This is a genomic window from Cellulomonas sp. JZ18 (assembly GCF_009720485.1).
In the GTDB taxonomy this organism is placed as follows: Bacteria; Actinomycetota; Actinomycetes; order Actinomycetales; family Cellulomonadaceae; genus Cellulomonas.
In genome coordinates this window covers 26501-44409 of record NZ_CP045245.1, presented here as the reverse complement: position 1 = coordinate 44409, position 17909 = coordinate 26501, and the positions used below count along the sequence as shown (strand labels likewise).

The 17909-nt window shown below is 74.4% G+C and carries 14 protein-coding genes and 1 tRNA gene; 9 read left to right on the top strand and 6 right to left on the bottom strand.

Translation table 11 applies throughout. The features are described from left to right. Position 1 precedes the first annotated feature (1 nt). Positions 2-1693 (top strand): polyamine aminopropyltransferase, encoded by a 1692-nt coding sequence (locus GC089_RS00195; protein WP_230684951.1) that lies wholly within the window; start codon positions 2-4, stop codon positions 1691-1693. A gap of 46 nt (positions 1694-1739) precedes the next feature. Continuing rightward, complete coding sequence (locus GC089_RS00190; RefSeq protein ID WP_155375972.1) at positions 1740-2939, top strand: AI-2E family transporter; 1200 nt, start codon at positions 1740-1742, stop codon at positions 2937-2939. Positions 2940-2955: 16 nt separating this feature from the next. On the opposite strand, the gene GC089_RS00185 is transcribed toward GC089_RS00190, so the two are convergent. Both GC089_RS00185 and GC089_RS00180 read right to left on the bottom strand, forming a co-directional pair. Continuing rightward, entirely contained in the window at positions 2956-3690 is a 735-nt protein-coding gene (locus tag GC089_RS00185; protein ID WP_155375971.1) for a class I SAM-dependent methyltransferase, read from the bottom strand. Between the two features lie 200 nt (positions 3691-3890). Continuing rightward, complete coding sequence (locus tag GC089_RS00180) at positions 3891-4940, bottom strand: spore photoproduct lyase family protein (RefSeq protein ID WP_155378840.1); 1050 nt, start codon at positions 4938-4940, stop codon at positions 3891-3893. Between the two features lie 173 nt (positions 4941-5113). Here GC089_RS00180 and GC089_RS00175 point away from each other — a divergent pair, with 173 nt between their 5' ends. Further along, positions 5114-5599 carry a peptidase S9 gene (locus tag GC089_RS00175; protein WP_155375970.1) on the top strand — a complete coding sequence of 162 codons (486 nt, stop codon included), beginning with the start codon at positions 5114-5116 and terminating at the stop codon, positions 5597-5599. Positions 5600-5720: 121 nt separating this feature from the next. Here the strand turns inward: GC089_RS00175 and GC089_RS00170 are convergent, their stop codons facing one another. The 3 genes from GC089_RS00170 to GC089_RS00160 form a co-directional block, all read right to left on the bottom strand. Further along, entirely contained in the window at positions 5721-7289 is a 1569-nt protein-coding gene (locus GC089_RS00170) for a polysaccharide lyase family 1 protein (protein ID WP_155375969.1), read from the bottom strand. Between the two features lie 146 nt (positions 7290-7435). Next, on the bottom strand, positions 7436-7753 hold the full coding sequence (locus tag GC089_RS00165) for a hypothetical protein (protein WP_155375968.1): 318 nt from the start codon (positions 7751-7753) through the stop codon (positions 7436-7438). Positions 7754-7853: 100 nt separating this feature from the next. Next, positions 7854-7936, bottom strand: a tRNA-Leu gene (locus tag GC089_RS00160). A gap of 240 nt (positions 7937-8176) precedes the next feature. Between GC089_RS00160 and GC089_RS18285 the strand changes: the two genes are divergently transcribed. The 6 genes from GC089_RS18285 to pknB are packed head-to-tail and all read left to right on the top strand — an operon-like array spanning position 8177 to position 17201. Further along, on the top strand, positions 8177-8881 hold the full coding sequence (locus GC089_RS18285) for a DUF3662 and FHA domain-containing protein (protein WP_196250765.1): 705 nt from the start codon (positions 8177-8179) through the stop codon (positions 8879-8881). Positions 8882-8891: 10 nt separating this feature from the next. Next, a complete protein-coding gene (locus GC089_RS00150) occupies positions 8892-9401 on the top strand; it encodes an FHA domain-containing protein (RefSeq protein ID WP_155375967.1) in 510 nt (169 codons plus the stop codon). A 3-nt stretch (positions 9402-9404) separates the two neighbouring features. Then, on the top strand, positions 9405-12362 hold the full coding sequence (locus GC089_RS19785) for an FtsW/RodA/SpoVE family cell cycle protein (protein WP_230684949.1): 2958 nt from the start codon (positions 9405-9407) through the stop codon (positions 12360-12362). Further along, positions 12359-13810, top strand: coding sequence for a penicillin-binding protein 2 (locus GC089_RS00135; RefSeq protein WP_155375966.1), 1452 nt, complete (start codon positions 12359-12361; stop codon positions 13808-13810). Before GC089_RS19785 ends, GC089_RS00135 begins: the two co-directional genes overlap by 4 nt. Continuing rightward, entirely contained in the window at positions 13807-15180 is a 1374-nt protein-coding gene (locus tag GC089_RS00130; RefSeq protein WP_155375965.1) for a serine/threonine-protein kinase, read from the top strand. The genes GC089_RS00135 and GC089_RS00130 overlap by 4 nt, the downstream gene beginning before the upstream one ends. Next, positions 15180-17201, top strand: a complete 2022-nt coding sequence (pknB, locus tag GC089_RS00125) for a Stk1 family PASTA domain-containing Ser/Thr kinase (protein WP_155375964.1) — start codon at positions 15180-15182, stop codon at positions 17199-17201. Before GC089_RS00130 ends, pknB begins: the two co-directional genes overlap by 1 nt. Positions 17202-17284: 83 nt before the next feature. On the opposite strand, the gene GC089_RS00120 is transcribed toward pknB, so the two are convergent. Further along, on the bottom strand, positions 17285-17908 hold the full coding sequence (locus tag GC089_RS00120; protein ID WP_155378838.1) for an aminodeoxychorismate/anthranilate synthase component II: 624 nt from the start codon (positions 17906-17908) through the stop codon (positions 17285-17287). Position 17909: the final 1 nt, after the last annotated feature.

Genomic DNA, 17909 nt, shown 5'->3' with positions numbered 1-17909 from the left:
CGTGGACGGCAGCAGCACCCCCGCCGACCCGGCGGCAGCGGGCGGGGTCGCAGCGGGCACGGTCACGGCGGGCACGGCCACGGCGGGCACGGTCACGGCGGACCCGCCGGCCGACGCGACCGGTCCGCGGGGCGCACGCCGCGGCGACCGCCCGACCGTCTTCGCGGCGGCGCTGCTCGTCGCCGTCGGCGGCATCGTCTACGAGCTGATCCTCGGCACGGCGGCGTCGGCGCTGTTCGGCGACTCCGTCGTCGCGTTCTCGGTCGCCACCGGCGTGACCATGTTCGGGATGGGCGTCGGCTCGCTGCTCGCCGTGCGCCTGGCCCGCTCCCCCGGGCACGCGTTCGTCCGCAACGAGCTGCTGCTCGGCGTCCTCGGCGGGTCGTCGGTGCTGCTGCTGTTCTGGGCCTACGCGGTCACGGACCTGGCGTGGGTGGTGTTCACGCTGCTCTCGCTCGCGATCGGCGTGGGCATCGGCGTCGAGATCCCCCTGCTCGTCGCGCTGCTGAAGGAGCACGGGCGGGACGAGTCGGTCGCGCTGCTGTCGAAGGTCCTCGCGCTGGACTACCTCGGCGCGCTGGCGGCGTCGCTGCTGTTCCCGTTCCTGCTGCTGCCGACGCTCGGCCTGGTCCGCACGGCGTTCGCGGTCGCGCTGCTCAACGTGCTGGTCGCGCTGTTCATGCTCGGGCGGATGGGCTGGCCCGTGCGGCTGACCTGGCCGACGGCGGCCGTCTCGGTGCTGCTCGTCGCCGGTCTCGTCGCGGCGACCGCGCTCGAGGACGCGGTCAGCACGCGCCTGTACGTCGACCCGGTGCTGCACTACGAGCAGAGCGCCTACCAGAAGCTCGTCGTGACGTCGTACCAGGGCGACACCCGCCTGTACCTGGACGACCAGCTGCAGTTCTCGTCCGTCGACGAGGCGCGGTACCACGAGACCCTCGCGCACGCCGCGCTGACCTCCGTCGCCGCGCCGTCCGCGGTCGCGGTGCTCGGCGGCGGCGACGGGCTGCTCGTGCGCGAGGTGCTGCGCTACCCGACGGTGCGCGAGGTCGTCGTCGTCGACCTCGACCCCGCCATGACCGACCTGGGCCGGCACGACCGGCTCGTCACCGAGCTCAACGGGCACGCGTTCGACGACCCGCGCGTCGAGGTGGTCAACGCCGACGCGTTCGCCTGGCTGCGCGGCACCGACCGCACGTTCGACGCGGTCCTCGTGGACCTCGTCGACCCGTCGAACGAGCGCATCGCGAAGCTGTACTCGTCGCCGTTCTACGCGATGACGGCCGCGCACCTGCGCCCCGGTGGCGTCATGGCGACCCAGGCCACCTCCACGTACTTCACCCCGAACGCGTTCTGGCAGGTGGTGTCGACGATGCGCGACGGGGCGCCCGGCCGGACCGTCCTGCCGCTCGGGGTCAACGTGCCGTCGTTCGGCGAGTGGGGCTTCGCGCTCTCCCTGCCCGGCGACGGCTCGCAGGCGTTCGCCGCGACGCCGCTGCCCGACGGCCTGCGGTTCCACGACGAGGCGTCCCTGCGCGCCACCACCCGCCTGCCCGCGGACACGCCGGTCCGCGACCTGCCCCCTCGACGCTGCTCTCCCCCACGGTGCACCGCACCTACCAGCAGGACATGGCGCGCTGGCGGTACTGACCCCGCCCACCGTCGCCGCGCGGCCGGGACCGGTCGGCAATAGCGTCGGCAGCGTCCGGCAACCGCCGCGAGCACCAGGAGGACAGGCGATGGGTCTCTTCGGCCGGCGCACACCGCCCCCCGCCCGCCCGGGCGTCGAGGTCACGCGCGTGCAGACGCGGGCCGTGCCGACGGCACCGGCGTCGGACGAGCACGCACCCGGGCAGCGGCGCACCGCCGGCCTGTGGTCCGACGGGTTCGGCCGGGTCGGCACCCGCTCGCTGCAGGTGCTCGCCGTCGTGGCCGTCGTCGCGGTGTTCGGGTTCGTCGTCACGCGGCTGACGCTCGTCGTGATCCCGGTGCTCATCGCGCTCGTGCTCGCCGCCGCCATCTCGCCGCTCGTGTCGCTCCTGCGGCGCCGCGGCGTGCCGTCGCTGCTGGCCACGTGGATCGCGCTGCTCGCCCTCGTCGCGCTGCTGGGCGTGATCCTGTGGCTCGTCGTGCGCGCGGTCGCGAACCAGTGGGGCGAGCTGCGCGACCAGGCCCTCGAGGGCTTCGACGAGCTGCAGGCCTACATCCAGGGGCTGCCGTTCGACATCACCGACGAGCAGATCCAGTCCGTCCGCGAGTCCGCCACCGGCCTGCTGCAGTCCGACGCCGTGGGGTCCGGCGCCATCGCGGGCGTCTCCCAGACCGCCGACTTCGTCGCCGGCTTCTTCATCATGATCGTCGTGCTGTTCTTCTTCCTGAAGGACGGCCCGGCGATGTGGGAGTTCCTGCTGCGCCCGTTCGAGGGCCACCGCTACGAGCGCGGCCGCCGCGTCGGCCACGCGACCATCAGCACGCTCGGCGGCTACGTGCGCGGCACCGCGATCGTCGCGCTCGTCGACGCGGTCTTCATCGGCATCGGCCTGGCGATCGTCGGCGTGCCGCTGGTGATCCCGCTGTCCGTGCTCGTCTTCCTGCTCGCGTTCATCCCCCTGGTCGGGGCGACCCTCGCCGGCATCCTGGCCGCGCTCGTCACGCTCGTGGCGGTCGGGCCGGTCGAGGCGCTGATCGTCGTCGCGATCGTCGTCGTGGTGAACCAGGTCGAGGGCGACTTCCTGCAGCCGATCGTCATGGGCCGCGCGCTGCGCCTGCACCCGCTGGTCATCCTGTTCGCGCTGACGGCGGGCACCGTGCTCGTCGGCATCACGGGCGCGGTGCTGGCCGTGCCGATCGCCGCCGCCATCTGGCGCTCCATCCAGGTGTGGGACGGGCCCGACCTGCCGGCCCGGTTCGCGCGCAAGAAGCGGCCCGAGACGGTCTGAGCGGGCGCGGCGTGCGTCACCGTGACGGGACGGTCGCGACCGCCCACCGCACCGCGTCGACGAACCGGTAGCCACCGCCGTCCGTCCGGTACGGCGCGGCGGCGGCCAGCACGGCCCCGGCGGTCGCCGCCCGGCCCTCGGCGTCCTCGCCCAGCAGCGCGGCGCGCACGAGGGTCGCGTCGTCCGGCGCGTGCCACACCACGGCGACGACCCCGTCGCGGACGTCCTCGAGCCCGGCCTCGCGCAGGAGCGTGTCGAGGTGCGGGTCGTCGCGCCCCACGTCGTCCTCGCCGTGCGCGAGCGCGACCGCCCGCTCGACGGCCTCCAGGTCGTTGCGCCCGGCCTCGGCCCACTGCGCCACCCCGACGCGGCCGCCCGCCCGCGTGACCCGCAGCATCTCGGCCAGCGCCGCGTCGGGGTCGTCCGCCAGGTGCAGCGCGTTGACGGCCAGGACGACGTCGACGACGGCCGCGGGCCAGGGCAGCGCCTGCGCGTCCGCGACGCGCACGTCGGCGCCCGGTGCCGTGCGACGCGCCACCGCCACCATGCCGGGCGCGCTGTCGACGCCCGCCGTGCTCGCCCCGAGCGCCGAAGCCCGGGCGAGGAGCTCCCCACTGCCGCAGCCGACGTCGAGCACGCGCGTCCCGGGACGCACGCCCGTCTCCGCGAGGAGCACGTCACGCGCCGGGTCGGGCGACCACCCCCACAGCAGCGCCCACTCCTCGGCGACCTCCGACCAGAAGTCCTCCACACCCCCACCCTGCCCCGCCCCGGCCCGACCGCACCCACCCTCCCCCCGCCCCGCCCTCGCCGAGTCCGCCGCCTCTGTGCCGAGTCCGCCGCCTCGACCTGACGGTCTCGAGGCAGAACCACCGAACTCGGCGGATCGGGTGGCGTGGGCGGGGTGGACGGGGACGGGGTGGCCGGGGGCCGGGGGCCGGGCCCAGGACGTCAGAAGGCGTAGCGGATGCGGCACTCCGGCAGGCGCTGCGCGACCAGGTCGGTCAGCGCGCGCACGTACCGGCCCTTGTCGCCCGTGCGGTAGCGGACGTTCCAGCCGCCGGTCTGCGAGCGCTTCGGCTCCTGCAGGTCGGGGCGCCAGAGCACCTGCTCGGCCTTCGGGTGCCAGCCGAGGTTGACCTCGTGCAGGGCCTGGTTGTGGGTCAGCATGATGACCTCGGCTGCCAGCTGCGCCCGGGCCCGCGGCCCTACGCCGTCGGCGACCTGGTCGAGCAGCTCGGCCCAGTCCTCCAGCCAGCCGTCGTGCACGATCACGGGCGAGAGGTTGAGGTGCACCTCGTACCCGGCCTCGACGAAGTCGTCGATGGCGGCGATGCGGTCCGCGACCCGGTCCGTGCGCACGTCGACGAGCCTCGAGATCCGGTCGGGCATGAGCGAGAACCGGACCCGCGTGCGCCCCTGCGGGTCCCAGTCGAGCAGGTCCCGGTTGACGTGCTTGGTCGCGAACGAGGCCTTCGCGGTCGGCAGGCCGCGGAACAGCTCGACGAGGTCGCGGACGTTGTCGCTCACGGTCGCGTCGACGGAGCAGTCGCTGTTCTCGCCGATGTCGTACACCCACGCGTGCGGGTCGACCTGGTTCGGCTCGGCCTTCACGCCCTGCCTGGCCACGTGCCGGCGCAGGTAGCCGGTGATGCGGTCGATGTTCGCGAACACCGTGACCGGGTTGCTGTAGCCCTTGCGCCGCGGCACGTAGCAGTACGCGCACGCCATGGCGCAGCCGTTGGCGGTGGACGGCGCGACGAAGTCCGACGAGCGGCCGTTCGGGCGCGCCGCCAGTGACTTCTTGACCCCGAGCACGAGCGCCTCGGTCTTGATCCGCACCCACCGGTCCACGTTGGCCTCGTCGCCGTGCAGCTCGGGGATGTTCCAGTGGGACGCGACCTCGACGTGCTCCGCGTCGGGCCAGCGCGCGAGCACCTCCTGCCCGCGGGGCAGGGCCGCGGCCTCGGGCTCGACGTAGATGCGGCGCACGTCCAGCAGGGGGCGGGGACGGCGGGCGGAGGGGGTGGCGGCGGCGGGGACGGCGGGGACGGCAGAGGGGACGGACACCGGCGTTGTCGTCACACAGGTGGAACGCCGGGATGAGGCCGGGGCGTCCCGGCTGGTCCTGCGGGAGGGTGTGAGACGGCCCACCTCCGGGCGAGGATGGCGGCATGACGACGACCCGACCGACCGTCTCCCGTGTCCTCGCCGCGCTCGTCACCGGCGTCGCCACGACCGCCTACTACGCCACCCCCGACCTCATCCGCTCGCGCACGGCCCGCGGCTGGACGAAGGCCGGCCTGGGAGCCGTGACCCTCGCCGTGTCCCTGCAGGAGGTGCGGGCCGACATCGCCGCGCAGCGGGCGAAGAGCGCGGCGGAGCCGCCCACCGACGACACCTCCGACGACCGCGCCGCCGACGAGAACCGCACGACGGACGAGGACGCACAGCCGCTGAAGGACGTGCCCCCGGCGCTCCTCGCGGTCGGCGTCGCGGCGCTCGCCACGTCGGTCGCGGGGACCGTCGCGTTCGAGCGGTGGGTCTTCCGCCGCGGTGAGCGCCTGGCCGCGGCGGGCCGCCCGCTGGCGCACACCCGCGCCGCCCTCGTCCTGGGCGCGCTCTCCGCGGCCGTGTCCCTGATCCCGACCGACGACTGACGGGTGTCGCACGGACGAACCCGGAGGTCGTCAGGACGAGGTGCCCCTGGTCCTGACGACCCCGGGTTCAGGGTCGGGTGGCGGTGACCCGCTGCGGGGTCAACGGTAGGTCAGCGGTAGGTCAGCGGTAGGTCTCGACCTCGGCGACGCGCGGGGTGCCGGTCGCGCCGGTGATCTCGACGTTGACCTTCTTCAGCGAGACGGCCGGGAAGGAGACCGTCGCGTTGCTGCCGGAGCCCGTGCCGAGCACGGCGCCCGTGTCGTTGTTGACGACGCGGAAGCTCGTGATGCTGCCGCCGCCGGACGCCTGCTTCACGACGACCGTCGAGATGGTCGTCGCCGAGTCCCACTTGACCGACACGCGGCCCGTCGACCCGCTGGGCGACCAGTAGGTGCCGAGGTTGCCGTCGACCACGTTGCCGTAGCTCGTGCCGCTCGCCTTGCTCGAGCCGTCGGCGCCGGCGCCGCGGCTGAGGTTCGTGCCGGAGGGCGACGTCGGGTTCGGGGCGGGGGTCGTCGGGTTCGGCGCCGGGGTGGTCGGGTTCGGGCCCGGGGTCGTCGGGTTCGGGGCGGGTGTCTGCGGCGAGCAGGAGCCGTCGGAGACGCGCAGGCCCTTGTTCGCGCCCGCGGTGGCGGCGACGAGGGCCGGGACGCAGCTCGCGCCGTCGAGGCGGTACGAGTAGGGGACGCTCACGGTCGTCGTGGACGCCATGCTCGGGCCGGCCGGACGCGTGTCGCCGCCGGGGCTCGACCACGTGACGTTGTCGAGGATGTTGCCGGCGGTCTGCCACTCGCCGCGCTCGGACGTGTAGAAGGTGCCGAGGACGTCCTTGGAGTCCTCGAAGTAGTTGTTCTCCACCTTCGCCCGCGCACCGGCGCGCGAGTTGATGCCCGACTCGTTGAGCTGCAGGTAGTGGTTGTTGTACATGTGCGCGACGCCGCCGCGCAGCAGCGGGGTGCGGGAGTCGATGTTCTGGTACAGGTTGTGGTGGAACGTGATGTTGCTGTTCCCCGTGTCGCTCTCGCTGGAGCCGATGAGCCCGCCGCGGCCGGAGTTGCGCAGGATCGAGTAGGACAGCGTCACGTACTCGACGTCGTTCTTCATGTCGAACAGGCCGTCGAAGCCCTCCGACTCCCCACCCGACGCCTCGAGCGTCACGTGGTCCACCCACACGTTGCGGACCGTGCTCTCCATGCCGATGGCGTCGCCGCCGTTGGACGTCGGGGAGCCCGACTTCTTGACGTTCTTGACCGTGACGTTCTGGATGATGATGTTGCTCGAGTCGCGGATGTGGATGCCGATCTGGTCGAACGTGGCTCCGCTGCCGACGCCCTCGATCGTCACGTTGCTGATGCCCTTGAGCTCGATCACGCCGGCGGCCGTGTTGCAGCCCGTCCCGGACACCTTGGCGGTGTTGCCGACGGTGATGGTGCCCGAGACCTGGATCGTGATCGGGGTGCTCGTGCTGGGGCGGCTGCACAGGGCCTGGTGGATCTCCGTGCCGGTGCTGGCGCGGACGGTCTGCCCGCCGGCGCCGCCGGTGGTGCCGCCGTTCTGGGACGCGAAGCCCGTGGCGCTGCCGGAGACGGCATGGGCGGCAGGGGCCGCGAGCGCGGTCACGCCGGCCGCGGCCGCGAGCGCGAGAGTGGCGCCGGCCGCGAGTGATCGCAGGGCGGTGGGTCGTGTCATCGTCGTCGTCTCACCTTCGTCGTCGAAGTGGGGACTGCACCGGAGCGGCAGCTGACTCGCCGAGTAACCGGTTTCTCGACGCTAGGAGACCGCTTTCCCAACGCGCAAGGCCCCGTGTGGACGACGAAACGCTTCACACCTCGGCCCTATCCCTCGGGCAGGTCCCACCCCAGGTCGCGGCACGCCGCGAGGAACGCCTCGGCCCGGCTCGCCGCGTCCGTCGCGTCACCGTCCGCGAGCTGCTCCGCCGCCGACGCCAGTCGGCTCCCCGCGGCGCCCTCCAGCGCCTCCCTCGCCCGGGCTGCCGCCCGCTCGAGCCCGTCCGCCTCGCGCCCGCCCGCGTCCCAGGCGTGCACGCGGTTGCACGCCTCCACCTCGTCGTAGGACGGCCCGCGCGAGCACGCACCGAGGGCCAGGAGCACGGGCACGACCAGGAGCGCGAGCCCGCGCCTCGACGCCGTCATGCCCGCATCCTCCCCGGGTCGGGCGGCGCCGGCGGCACCTGGACGGGGTCGGGTACGACGAGAGCCGGTGACCCTGAGGTCACCGGCTCTCGTCCTGACGTGCGCGAGGCGGGATTTGAACCCGCACGCCCTTTCGGACACTGGCACCTGAAGCCAGCGCGTCTGCCGTTCCGCCACTCGCGCGCAGTCCGGAACAGTAGCACGCTGTGTCCCCGGTACCGAACCGGCCGGTCAGGGCGAGGTCCCGGCCGGTCCTGTACGACCCACGTCCCACCACCCGTGCGGGGTGTCCCCACCCCGGGCGGACCCGTGGGGTGCACGGCACGGATACGATCAGGACGGACCGTCGGCGCGCCACGCCCGACGAGCCACGGAGCACGCTGGGGGCCTGCGGGCCCGACGAGGCGGCGGGAGGAGGTGGGCGTGGGGTTCCTCGACAAGTTCGAGAACGGCGTCGAGCGCGTGGTCAACAACGCGTTCGCGCGCGCCTTCCGCAGCGAGGTGAAGCCGATCGAGCTCGCCGACGCGCTGCGGCGCGAGCTCGACGACCGCGCGGCCGTGGTGGGCCGCGACCGCACCGTCGTGCCGAACGAGTTCACGATCGAGCTGTCCACGCCGGACTACGACCAGGTCGAGCAGTGGGGCGCCGAGGCCCTCGCGGAGGAGCTCGCGGCGAACGTCACGGACCACGCGGCGGGCCAGCACTACGCGTTCGTCGGACCCGTCACGGTCTCGTTCAGCGAGAACACCGAGCAGGACGCCGGCCGGTTCGCGGTGCACAGCGCGACCGTGCGCGGCGCCGTCGCCCCCGCGACGACCGCGGCCCCGAGCCCCCGTCACCCGCTCATCGACATCGACGGCCAGCGCTACATCCTTACCGGCCCGGTCACGGTCATCGGCCGCGGCTCCGAGGCCGACATCATCGTGGACGACCCCGGGGTGTCCCGGCGCCACCTCGAGATCCGCGTCACGCCCGACGGCGTCGTCGCGAGCGACCTCGGCTCGACCAACGGCCTGTACGTCGAGGGGCACCAGGTGCCGGCGGCGACCCTGCTGGACGGCAACACCCTGACGATCGGCCGCACCCGGATCCTGTTCTGGACCGGCGGCCCCGACGCGGACGAGTGACCCGGCGCGCATGAGCGAGCTGACGATCACCCTCCTGCGGATCGGGTACCTGGCCCTGCTGTGGCTGCTGGTGCTCTCCGCGATCACGGTGCTGCGCCGCGACCTGTACGGCACGCGCATCATCGACCGCCGCCGCACGCCCGCGCCCCGCACGGCGGGCACCGCCGCGGACGCCCCCGCCCCGGCGCCGGAGGCGCCCGCCCGTCCCCCGCGGCGCACGCGCGGCGGGGGACCGAGCCGGCTCGTGGTGACCGAGGGACCGCTGCGCGGCACCACCCTGCCGCTCGGCACGTCGGCCGTCCTGATCGGCCGCGCGCCCAGCTGCACGCTCGTGCTCGACGACGACTACTCCTCGTCCCGGCACGCGCGCCTGTTCCCCCAGGACGACCAGTGGTTCGTCGAGGACCTGGGCTCCACCAACGGCACCTACGTCGGCGAGCAGCGCGTCGAGCAGCCCACGCCCGTGCCCACCGGCACCCCGGTGCGCGTGGGCCAGAGCGTGCTCGAGCTGCAGAGGTAGCCCGTGACGGTCGCCCTCCGCTTCGCCGCGCGCTCCGACGTGGGGCTCGTGCGCTCCGACAACCAGGACTCCGCGTACGCCGGTCCGCACCTGCTGGTCGTCGCGGACGGCATGGGCGGGCACGCGGGGGGCGACGTCGCGTCGTCGGTCGCGGTCGCGGCCCTCGCACCCCTCGACGGCGAGTCGCACGGTCCCGACGACGCGCTGGACGAGCTGGAGGTCGCGCTCGACGACGCCCGGGCGGAGATCATCGCCCGCAGCACCGCCGACCCCGACCTGGCCGGCATGGGCACCACGGTCACGGCGATCCTGCGTGCCGGCAACAAGCTGGCGATGGTGCACCTGGGCGACAGCCGGGGCTACCTGTTCCGCGACGGCGTGCTGTCGCAGGTGACGACGGACCACACGTTCGTGCAGCACCTGGTGGACACGGGCCGCATCACCGCCGAGGAGGCCGAGCACCACCCGCAGCGGTCGGTCGTCATGCGCGTGCTGGGCGACTTCGACGCGGACGTCACGGCGGACCTGTCGGTGCGCGAGGCGCGGGTCGGGGACCGCTGGCTGCTGTGCTCCGACGGCCTGTCCGGCTTCGTGTCGGCCGAGACGATCGAGGAGACGCTCGCGACGATCCCCGACGTCGACGCGTGCGCCGACCGGCTGGTGCAGCTCGCGCTGCGCGCCGGTGGTGGCGACAACGTCACCGTCGTGCTCGCGGACGTCGTCGAGCTCGACGAGCTGCCCGACGGCGCGATGCCGTCGACCAACGCCAGCGTCGTCGGCGCGGCCGCCCTGTCGCGCAAGCGGCCCTCGGCCGCCGCCGAGAGCCCCGCCGCGCGTGCCGCCTGGCTGACCGGGCGCGCGCGACGCACCGGTGCGGACGGCGCCGGTGACGACGGCCCGCCCGAGGACGCCCCGGCCGCCGGCACGCCCGGAGACGGCCCGGACGACGCCGACCGCGACGACACGCACGAGGACGAGCCCCTGGCGCCCGCACCCCGCCGGCGCGGGCTCGTGGTGGCGTGGGTGGTCGCGGGCCTCGGGCTCGTCGCGGCCGTCGTGCTGGGCTACCTGTGGACGCAGCAGCAGTACTACGTGGGCGCCGGCGACGGACGGGTGACGGTCTACCGCGGCATCCCGCAGACGCTGGGACCGGTGGAGCTGACCTCCGCCGTCGAGACGACCCGTCTGCGCGTCGACGACCTGCCGGCGTACCTGCGCGAGCGCGTCGAGCAGACGATCTCGGCCGGCTCGCTGGCCGAGGCGCGCGACCTCGTCGCGATGCTGGAGGACGGGGTCGAGGACGAGGAGCCGGCGACGCCGACGCCCGCCGTCCCGTCCCGCTGCCCACCGACGGGACCACGCTGCCGCCCGCGCCGACCGACCCGCTGGTCCCCGCCCCACCGACCCGCTGCCCGGCGCCGCCGGGACCGACACCGCCGGGGTCGGCGCGCGGTGATGGCGAGCATCCAGCCCCACCGGGTCCGTCCCGGGCGTGGGACCGAGCTGCTGCTGCTCGTCCCCGCCCTGGCCATCGGCGTCGCCGGGTACGTGCTCGCCGGCATCGGCGTGACGGACCAGGTGCCCGGCAACGCCGTGGGGTACGCGGTGGGCACGACGGTCCTCGCGCTCGTCGTGCACGTCGTGCTGCGCCTGCGCGCGCCGTACGCGGACCCTGTGATCCTGCCCGTGGTGGTCGCGCTGAACGGGCTCGGGCTCGCGATGATCTCGCGGCTCTCGCTCGCGTACGCCGAGCGCGGGCGCGCCGACGCGGGGTTCGCGGACCGGCAGCTCGCGTGGACGGCGATCTCCGTCGCCCTGGCGGTCGCGGTGCTGCTGGTGCTGCGCGACCACCGGACGCTGCGCCGCTACACGTACACGGCGATGGTCGCGGCCCTCGCCCTCATCGCGCTGCCCCTGCTGCCGGTGATCGGTCAGACCGTCAACGGCGCCCGCATCTGGGTCCGCATCGGTCCCGCCGGCATGCAGCCCGCCGAGTTCGCCAAGATCGCCCTCGCCGTGTTCTTCGCCGGCTACCTCGTCACCCACCGGGACACGCTGGCCCTCGCCGGCAACAAGGTGCTCGGGCTGCAGCTGCCGCGGGCGCGCGACCTCGGCCCGATCCTCGTGGTGTGGGGCGCGTCGCTGCTCGTCCTCGTCGGGCAGCGGGACCTGGGCACGTCCCTGCTGTTCTTCGGACTGTTCGTCGCGATGCTCTACCTCGCGACCGAGCGCACCAGCTGGGTCGTCATCGGCCTCCTGCTGTTCGTCGGCGGTGCCGTCGCGGCCGCGACGACCTTCGGCCACGTGGGCGCACGGTTCGACGTGTGGCTGCGCGCGCTCGACCCGGACGTGTACGGACGGGACGTCGGTGGGTCGTACCAGGTCGTGCAGGGCCTGTTCGGCATGGCGAACGGCGGCCTGTTCGGCACGGGCTGGGGCCAGGGACGGCCCGACCTCGTGCCCTACGCCGAGTCGGACTTCATCATCGCGTCCATCGGCGAGGAGCTGGGGCTGACGGGTCTGCTCGCCGTGCTGCTGCTGTACACCGTGCTCGCGGAGCGCGGCCTGCGCACCGCGATCGGCGTGCGCGACGGGTTCGGCAAGCTGCTCGCGGGCGGCCTGTCCTTCGTCGTGGCGTTCCAGCTGTTCGTCGTCGTCGGCGGCGTCACGCGGATCATCCCGCTCACGGGCCTGACCACGCCGTTCCTCGCGTACGGCGGCTCGTCACTCGTCGCGAACTGGATGATCGCCGCGCTGCTGCTGCGGATCTCGGACGAGGCGCGCCGGCCCGTGCCGGTCGTGCGGGCCGTGCCGACGCCGGACATCGGCGTCCCGCTCACGGTCGCGGGGCGCGGGACCGGCACCGGACGCCCGGTGCGCACGCCGGCCCGTGAGGTGCCGGACGGCACCGGACCCCAGCCCGACGACCGACCGACCGAGCACCTCGAGGGGGACGCGTGAACACGCCGCTGCGCCGCCTCGCCACCCTCGTCCTCGTCATGTTCGTCGCGCTCATGGGCAGCGCGTCCTGGGTGCAGTTCGGCCAGGCCGAGGACCTCAACACCGACCCGCGCAACGCCCGCACGCTCTACCGCGAGCACGGCAACGCGCGCGGGCCGATCGTCGCGGGCGGTGAGGCCATCGCGGCGTCCGTCCCCGTCGACGACCCGTTCGGCTTCCAGCGCACGTACGCGCAGGGCGAGCTGTACTCCTCGGTCACGGGCTTCTACTCCATCGCGAACGGGCGCAGCCAGCTCGAGCTGGCTGCCAACGACCAGCTCACGGGCCGCGGCGACCAGCTGTTCTTCTCGCGCATCCGCGACCTGCTCACCGGCCGGCGGCCCGAGGGCGCGGCGGTGGAGACCACGATCCTGCCGGCCGCGCAGCAGGCCGCGCGCGAGGCGCTGGGCGACCAGCACGGGGCCGTCGTGGCGCTCGAGCCGTCCACCGGACGCGTCCTGGCACTGGTCTCGACCCCCGGGTTCGACCCCAACGCGCTGGCCGTGCACAGCACGAGCGAGGCGTCGGCACGGTACGCCGAGCTCGACGCGGCCCCCGGGAACCCGCTGCGCAGCAACGCGACGCAGGAGCGGTACGCGCCGGGGTCGACGTTCAAGCTCGTCACCGCCGCCGCGGCGCTCGAGAGCGGCGCGTACACGCCCGACACGCCCGTGCCGTCCCCGGTGGTCCTGGACCTGCCGCAGACGTCCGCGACCATCGGCAACTTCGGCGGCAGCAGCTGCGGCGGCGACCAGGTGAGCCTCGCCGACGCGCTGCGCGTCTCGTGCAACACCGCGTTCGCCCAGCTGGGCCTCACCCTCGGTGAGGACGCGCTGCGCGAGCAGGCCGAGCGCTTCGGCTTCGACCAGGGCCGGCTGGCGATCCCGACGCAGGTGGTCGAGAGCGTGTTCCCGACCGACCTGGACCCGCCGTCGCTCGCGCAGACGGCGATCGGGCAGCGGGACGTCGCGGCGACGCCGCTGCAGATGGCGATGGTCAGCGCCGCGATCGCCAACGGCGGTGTGCTCATGAAGCCCTACCTCGTCGACACGGTGCGCGCCGCGGACCTGACGGTCGTCTCGCAGACCGAGCCCGAGGAGCTGTCCACCCCCGTGTCGCCGACCACCGCGGAGGGTCTGACCCGGATGATGGTGGGGGTGGTCGAGTCCGGCACCGGGCGCTCGGCGCAGCTGCCCGGCGTGCAGGTCGCGGGCAAGACCGGGACGGCGGAGACCGTGGAGGGCCGGCCCCCGCACGCGTGGTTCACGGCCTTCGCGCCGGCGGACGCCCCGCGGGTGGCCGTCGCGGTGATCGTGGAGAACGGCGGGTCGCTCGGCAACGAGGCGACCGGTGGACAGGTCGCGGCGCCGATCGCGCGGGCCGTGATCGAGGCGGTGCTGGCATCGTGAGGACGGCTCCGGGCGTGGCGCTCGGCGGCGGGCGCTACCGGCTCCTGCGGCGGATCGCCGTGGGCGGCATGGGCGAGGTGTGGGAGGCGAACGACGACGCCCTCGCACGGCCCGTCGCGGTCAAGGTGCTGCGCGCCGAGTTCGCCGGCGACGCCGGCTTCCTCGAGCGGTTCCGCACGGAGGCCCGCAACTCCGCCGCCCTGTCGCACCCGAACATCGCGGCGCTGTTCGACTACGGCGAGCAGGACGGGTCGGCGTACCTGGTCATGGAGCTCGTCGTCGGCGAGCCCCTGAGCGACCTGCTCGAGCGCGAGCCCGTGCTCGACCCGCGCCGCCTGCTCCCCGTGCTCGCGCAGACGGCGCGCGGCCTGCACGCCGCGCACGAGGCGGGCGTGGTGCACCGGGACGTGAAGCCCGGCAACATCCTGCTGGCGAGGTCCGGCAAGGTGAAGATCACCGACTTCGGCGTCTCGCTCGCCGCGGACCAGAAGACGATGACGGCCACCGGCATGGTCATGGGCACGGCCCAGTACCTCTCCCCCGAGCAGGCCGTCGGGCGTCCGGCCACGCCGCTGTCCGACCTGTACTCGCTCGGCGTCGTGGCGTACGAGGCGCTGGCGGGCAAGCGGCCGTTCACCGGCCCGACCGCCGTCGACATCGCGGTCGCGCACGTCAACGACCCGGTCCCGCCGCTGCCGACCACGGTCGAGCGGCGGCTCGCCGCGCTCGTGCTGCGCCTGCTCTCCAAGGAGCCGTCGGAGCGGCCCGGGTCCGGCGAGGAGCTCGCGGGTCTGCTGGACCGGCTCGTCCCGCAGACCCCGCCGTCGGGCGTCCCGGTGCTCGTCTCGCGGCCCGAGCGTCCGCGCGACGAGTTCGCGCGGACCCGGCGGGACGCGGGTGCAGCCCCCGACGCGGAGGCCGCGCGGGCACGTGCCGACGCCCCGCCGTCCTACCCGCCGTCGCGGCGCGGCCGGGCCGGGCGCACGGAACCCGCCCCGGGCACCCGCCGTGCCGCCGCCCGTGCCGCCACACCGCCCGCCGGCTCCGTGCTGGACGCGGTCCGCGACGCGGGGCGCAACCTGCGGCGCCTGCGCCTGCCGCTCGTCATCCTCGTCCTCGTGCTGGTCGCGCTGCTCGGCGCGGCCCTGGCCGACCGGCTCGTGGGTGCGGCAGGCCCGGCAGGACCGGGCGGCGGCGCGTACCCCGTGCAGGCGACGGGCGTGACCCGGACCGACCAGTACCCTCGTGCGGACGCCTCCGGTGGGATCATCGCCGGTGAGCGCCGGGCCGCGCGTGCGACGACCGACCCGGCAGGGCGGGACGCGGGCGGGACGCCCGACCCGCGATCGACGGAAGTGAAGGACTCCTAGTGGTGGACGACGGATCCCGCATCCTGGCCAACCGGTACGAGGTCGGCGAGCTCATCGGGCGCGGCGGCATGGCCGAGGTGCACATCGGCCACGACACGCGGCTGGGTCGCACGGTCGCCATCAAGATCCTGCGCTCCGACCTCGCACGCGACCCCTCGTTCCAGAACCGGTTCCGGCGCGAGGCGCAGTCCGCCGCGGCGCTGAACCACCCGGCGATCGTCGCGGTGTACGACACGGGCGAGGACGTGGTCACCGAGCCGACCGGCGTCGTCGCGCACGTGCCGTTCATCGTCATGGAGTACGTCGAGGGCCACACCGTGCGGGACATCCTGCGCGACGGGCACGCCGTGCCGATCGACGAGGCCGTCGAGATCACCGCGGGCGTGCTCTCGGCGCTCGAGTACTCGCACCACGCCGGCATCGTGCACCGCGACATCAAGCCCGCCAACGTCATGATCACGCCCACCGGCGCGGTCAAGGTCATGGACTTCGGCATCGCCCGCGCCGTGGCGGACTCGGCCGCGACCATGACGCAGACGCAGGCCGTCATCGGCACCGCCCAGTACCTCTCCCCCGAGCAGGCGCGCGGCGAGCAGGTCGACGCCCGCTCCGACCTGTACTCCACGGGGTGCCTGCTCTTCGAGCTGCTCACCGGTCGCCCCCCGTTCGTCGGCGACTCCCCCGTCGCGGTCGCCTACCAGCACGTGCGGGAGAACCCGCCCGTCCCGAGCCAGATCGCCTCCGACGTCCCCGAGCCGCTGGACCGCATCACGCTCAAGGCCCTGGCCAAGGAGCGCGACGCCCGGTACTCGACCGCGGCCGAGTTCCGCGCCGACCTCGAGGCCGTCCTGCGCGGCGGCGTCGTCGGCGCTCCCGCCGTCGGCGCGGCGCTGGCGGCCATGCCGCTCGGCGAGGCGACGCAGGTCATGGCTCCCCCGGTCGCGACGACCCAGGCCATGCCGCCCGCCGCGGGCGCCGGCCCCTGGGGCGCCACCGGTGTGCTGGCGCAGACGCCGCCCGAGGAGGACGAGCCCGAGGAGAAGCGCCGGCGCTGGCTGCTGTGGACGCTCATCGCGGTCGCGGTGCTCGCGATCGCCGGCATCGTCGTGGCGATCGCGCTCAACGGCCGCGAGACCGGCACGGACCTGGTCACCGTGCCGTCGGTCGCGGGGCAGCCGCAGGAGCAGGCGCTCGAGACCATCCGTGCCGCGAACCTCGACCCGGTGCCGCAGCAGCGGGCCGACGACGACGTGCCCGCGGGCGCCGCGATCGGCACGGAGCCCGGCGAGGGCGAGGAGGTCGAGGCGGGCAGCGACGTCACTGTCCTCATCTCCACGGGTCCCTCCGAGGTGACCGTCCCGTCGGTCGCGGGGAGCACCGAGGAGGAGGCGGTCCGGATCCTCGAGGACGCCAACCTCGTCGTGGCCGACAACCGCGAGACGGAGCGCCACCCGACGGTCCCCCGCGGCCAGGTGGTCCGGACGGACCCCGCCGAGGGCACGCCCGTGTCCGCCGGGACGACCGTCACCCTGTACGTCTCCGACGGCACCGTCACCGTGCCCAACGTGACGGGCCAGAACATCGAGGACGCCACCACCGCGCTGCGTGAGGCGGGCCTGCAGGTGTCGACGTTCGAGGAGCCGACCGAGGACCAGCCCGAGGGCACCGTCGTCTCGCAGGACCGCGCCGAGGGCGCGATCGTCCCGCAGGGCACGACCGTGAACCTCGGCGTGGCCGCCCCGCCGACGACGGCCACGGTGCCCACGAACCTGCGCGGCCAGACCTACGAGGCGGCCGTGCAGGCGCTCGCCGCGGTCGGTCTGACCAACGTCGTCCGCCAGGACGTCGACTCCGACGACCCGGTCGGGACCGTCGTCTCGTCCGACCCGAACGGCGGCACGAAGATCGCGCGGGAGCAGCAGGTCACGCTGCGCGTGTCGCGCGGACCCGGTGACGGCGGGCCGAACCCGTCCCCGACCGCGGGCGCGGGCCGGGGCAACGGCAACAGCGACGACGACTGACGCGCCGAGGCGCAGCACGAAGGCCCCGGGGAGCTCCCCGGGGGCCTTCGTCGTCCCGTCGTCGCGGCGGTCGCCGCCGCAGGTCAGAGCCGCACGAGCGGGTGCAGCCCCTCCGCGCGCTCGAGCGCGTCGCGCGCGCCGCACACCTCGAGCCAGTTGGCGAGCAGGCGGTGGCCCCCCTCGGTGAGGACGGACTCGGGGTGGAACTGCACGCCGTGCAGCGGCAGCTCCCGGTGCTGCAGGCCCATGATGATCCCGTTGGCCCGGGCCGTGACGGCCAGGTCGTCGGAGAAGGTGCCGTCGACGACCGCGAGCGAGTGGTAGCGCGTCGCCGTGAACGGCGTCGGCAGGCCAGCGAGGACGCCCTCGCCGCCGTGCTCCACCTCGCTGGTCTTGCCGTGCATGAGCTCGGGCGCGTGCGTGACCGTGCCGCCGAACACCTCGCCCAGCGCCTGGTGGCCCAGGCAGACGCCGAGCATCGGCGTGCCGGCCGCGGCGCAGTCCCGGATGACCTGCAGGCTCTGGCCCGCCTCCGACGGGGTGCCGGGACCCGGGGACACGAGGACGCCGTCGTACCCGGCGCGCTCGGCGGCCGGCGGGACGGCGTCGTTGCGCACCACCTCGGTCGTCGCCCCGAGCTGGTCCAGGTAGCCGACGATCGTGTAGACGAACGAGTCGTAGTTGTCGATCACGAGGATCCGCGTCACG

Bases quoted from the DNA above. Each gene is read 5' to 3' on its own strand.
- GC089_RS00175 (WP_155375970.1), top strand. From the start codon at position 5,114: ATGACGACGACCCGACCGACCGTCTCCCGTGTCCTCGCCGCGCTCGTC.
- GC089_RS00150 (WP_155375967.1), top strand. From the start codon at position 8,892: ATGAGCGAGCTGACGATCACCCTCCTGCGGATCGGGTACCTGGCCCTG.
- GC089_RS00190 (WP_155375972.1), top strand. From the start codon at position 1,740: ATGGGTCTCTTCGGCCGGCGCACACCGCCCCCCGCCCGCCCGGGCGTC.
- GC089_RS00165 (WP_155375968.1), bottom strand. From the start codon at position 7,753: ATGACGGCGTCGAGGCGCGGGCTCGCGCTCCTGGTCGTGCCCGTGCTC.
- GC089_RS00170 (WP_155375969.1), bottom strand. From the start codon at position 7,289: ATGACACGACCCACCGCCCTGCGATCACTCGCGGCCGGCGCCACTCTC.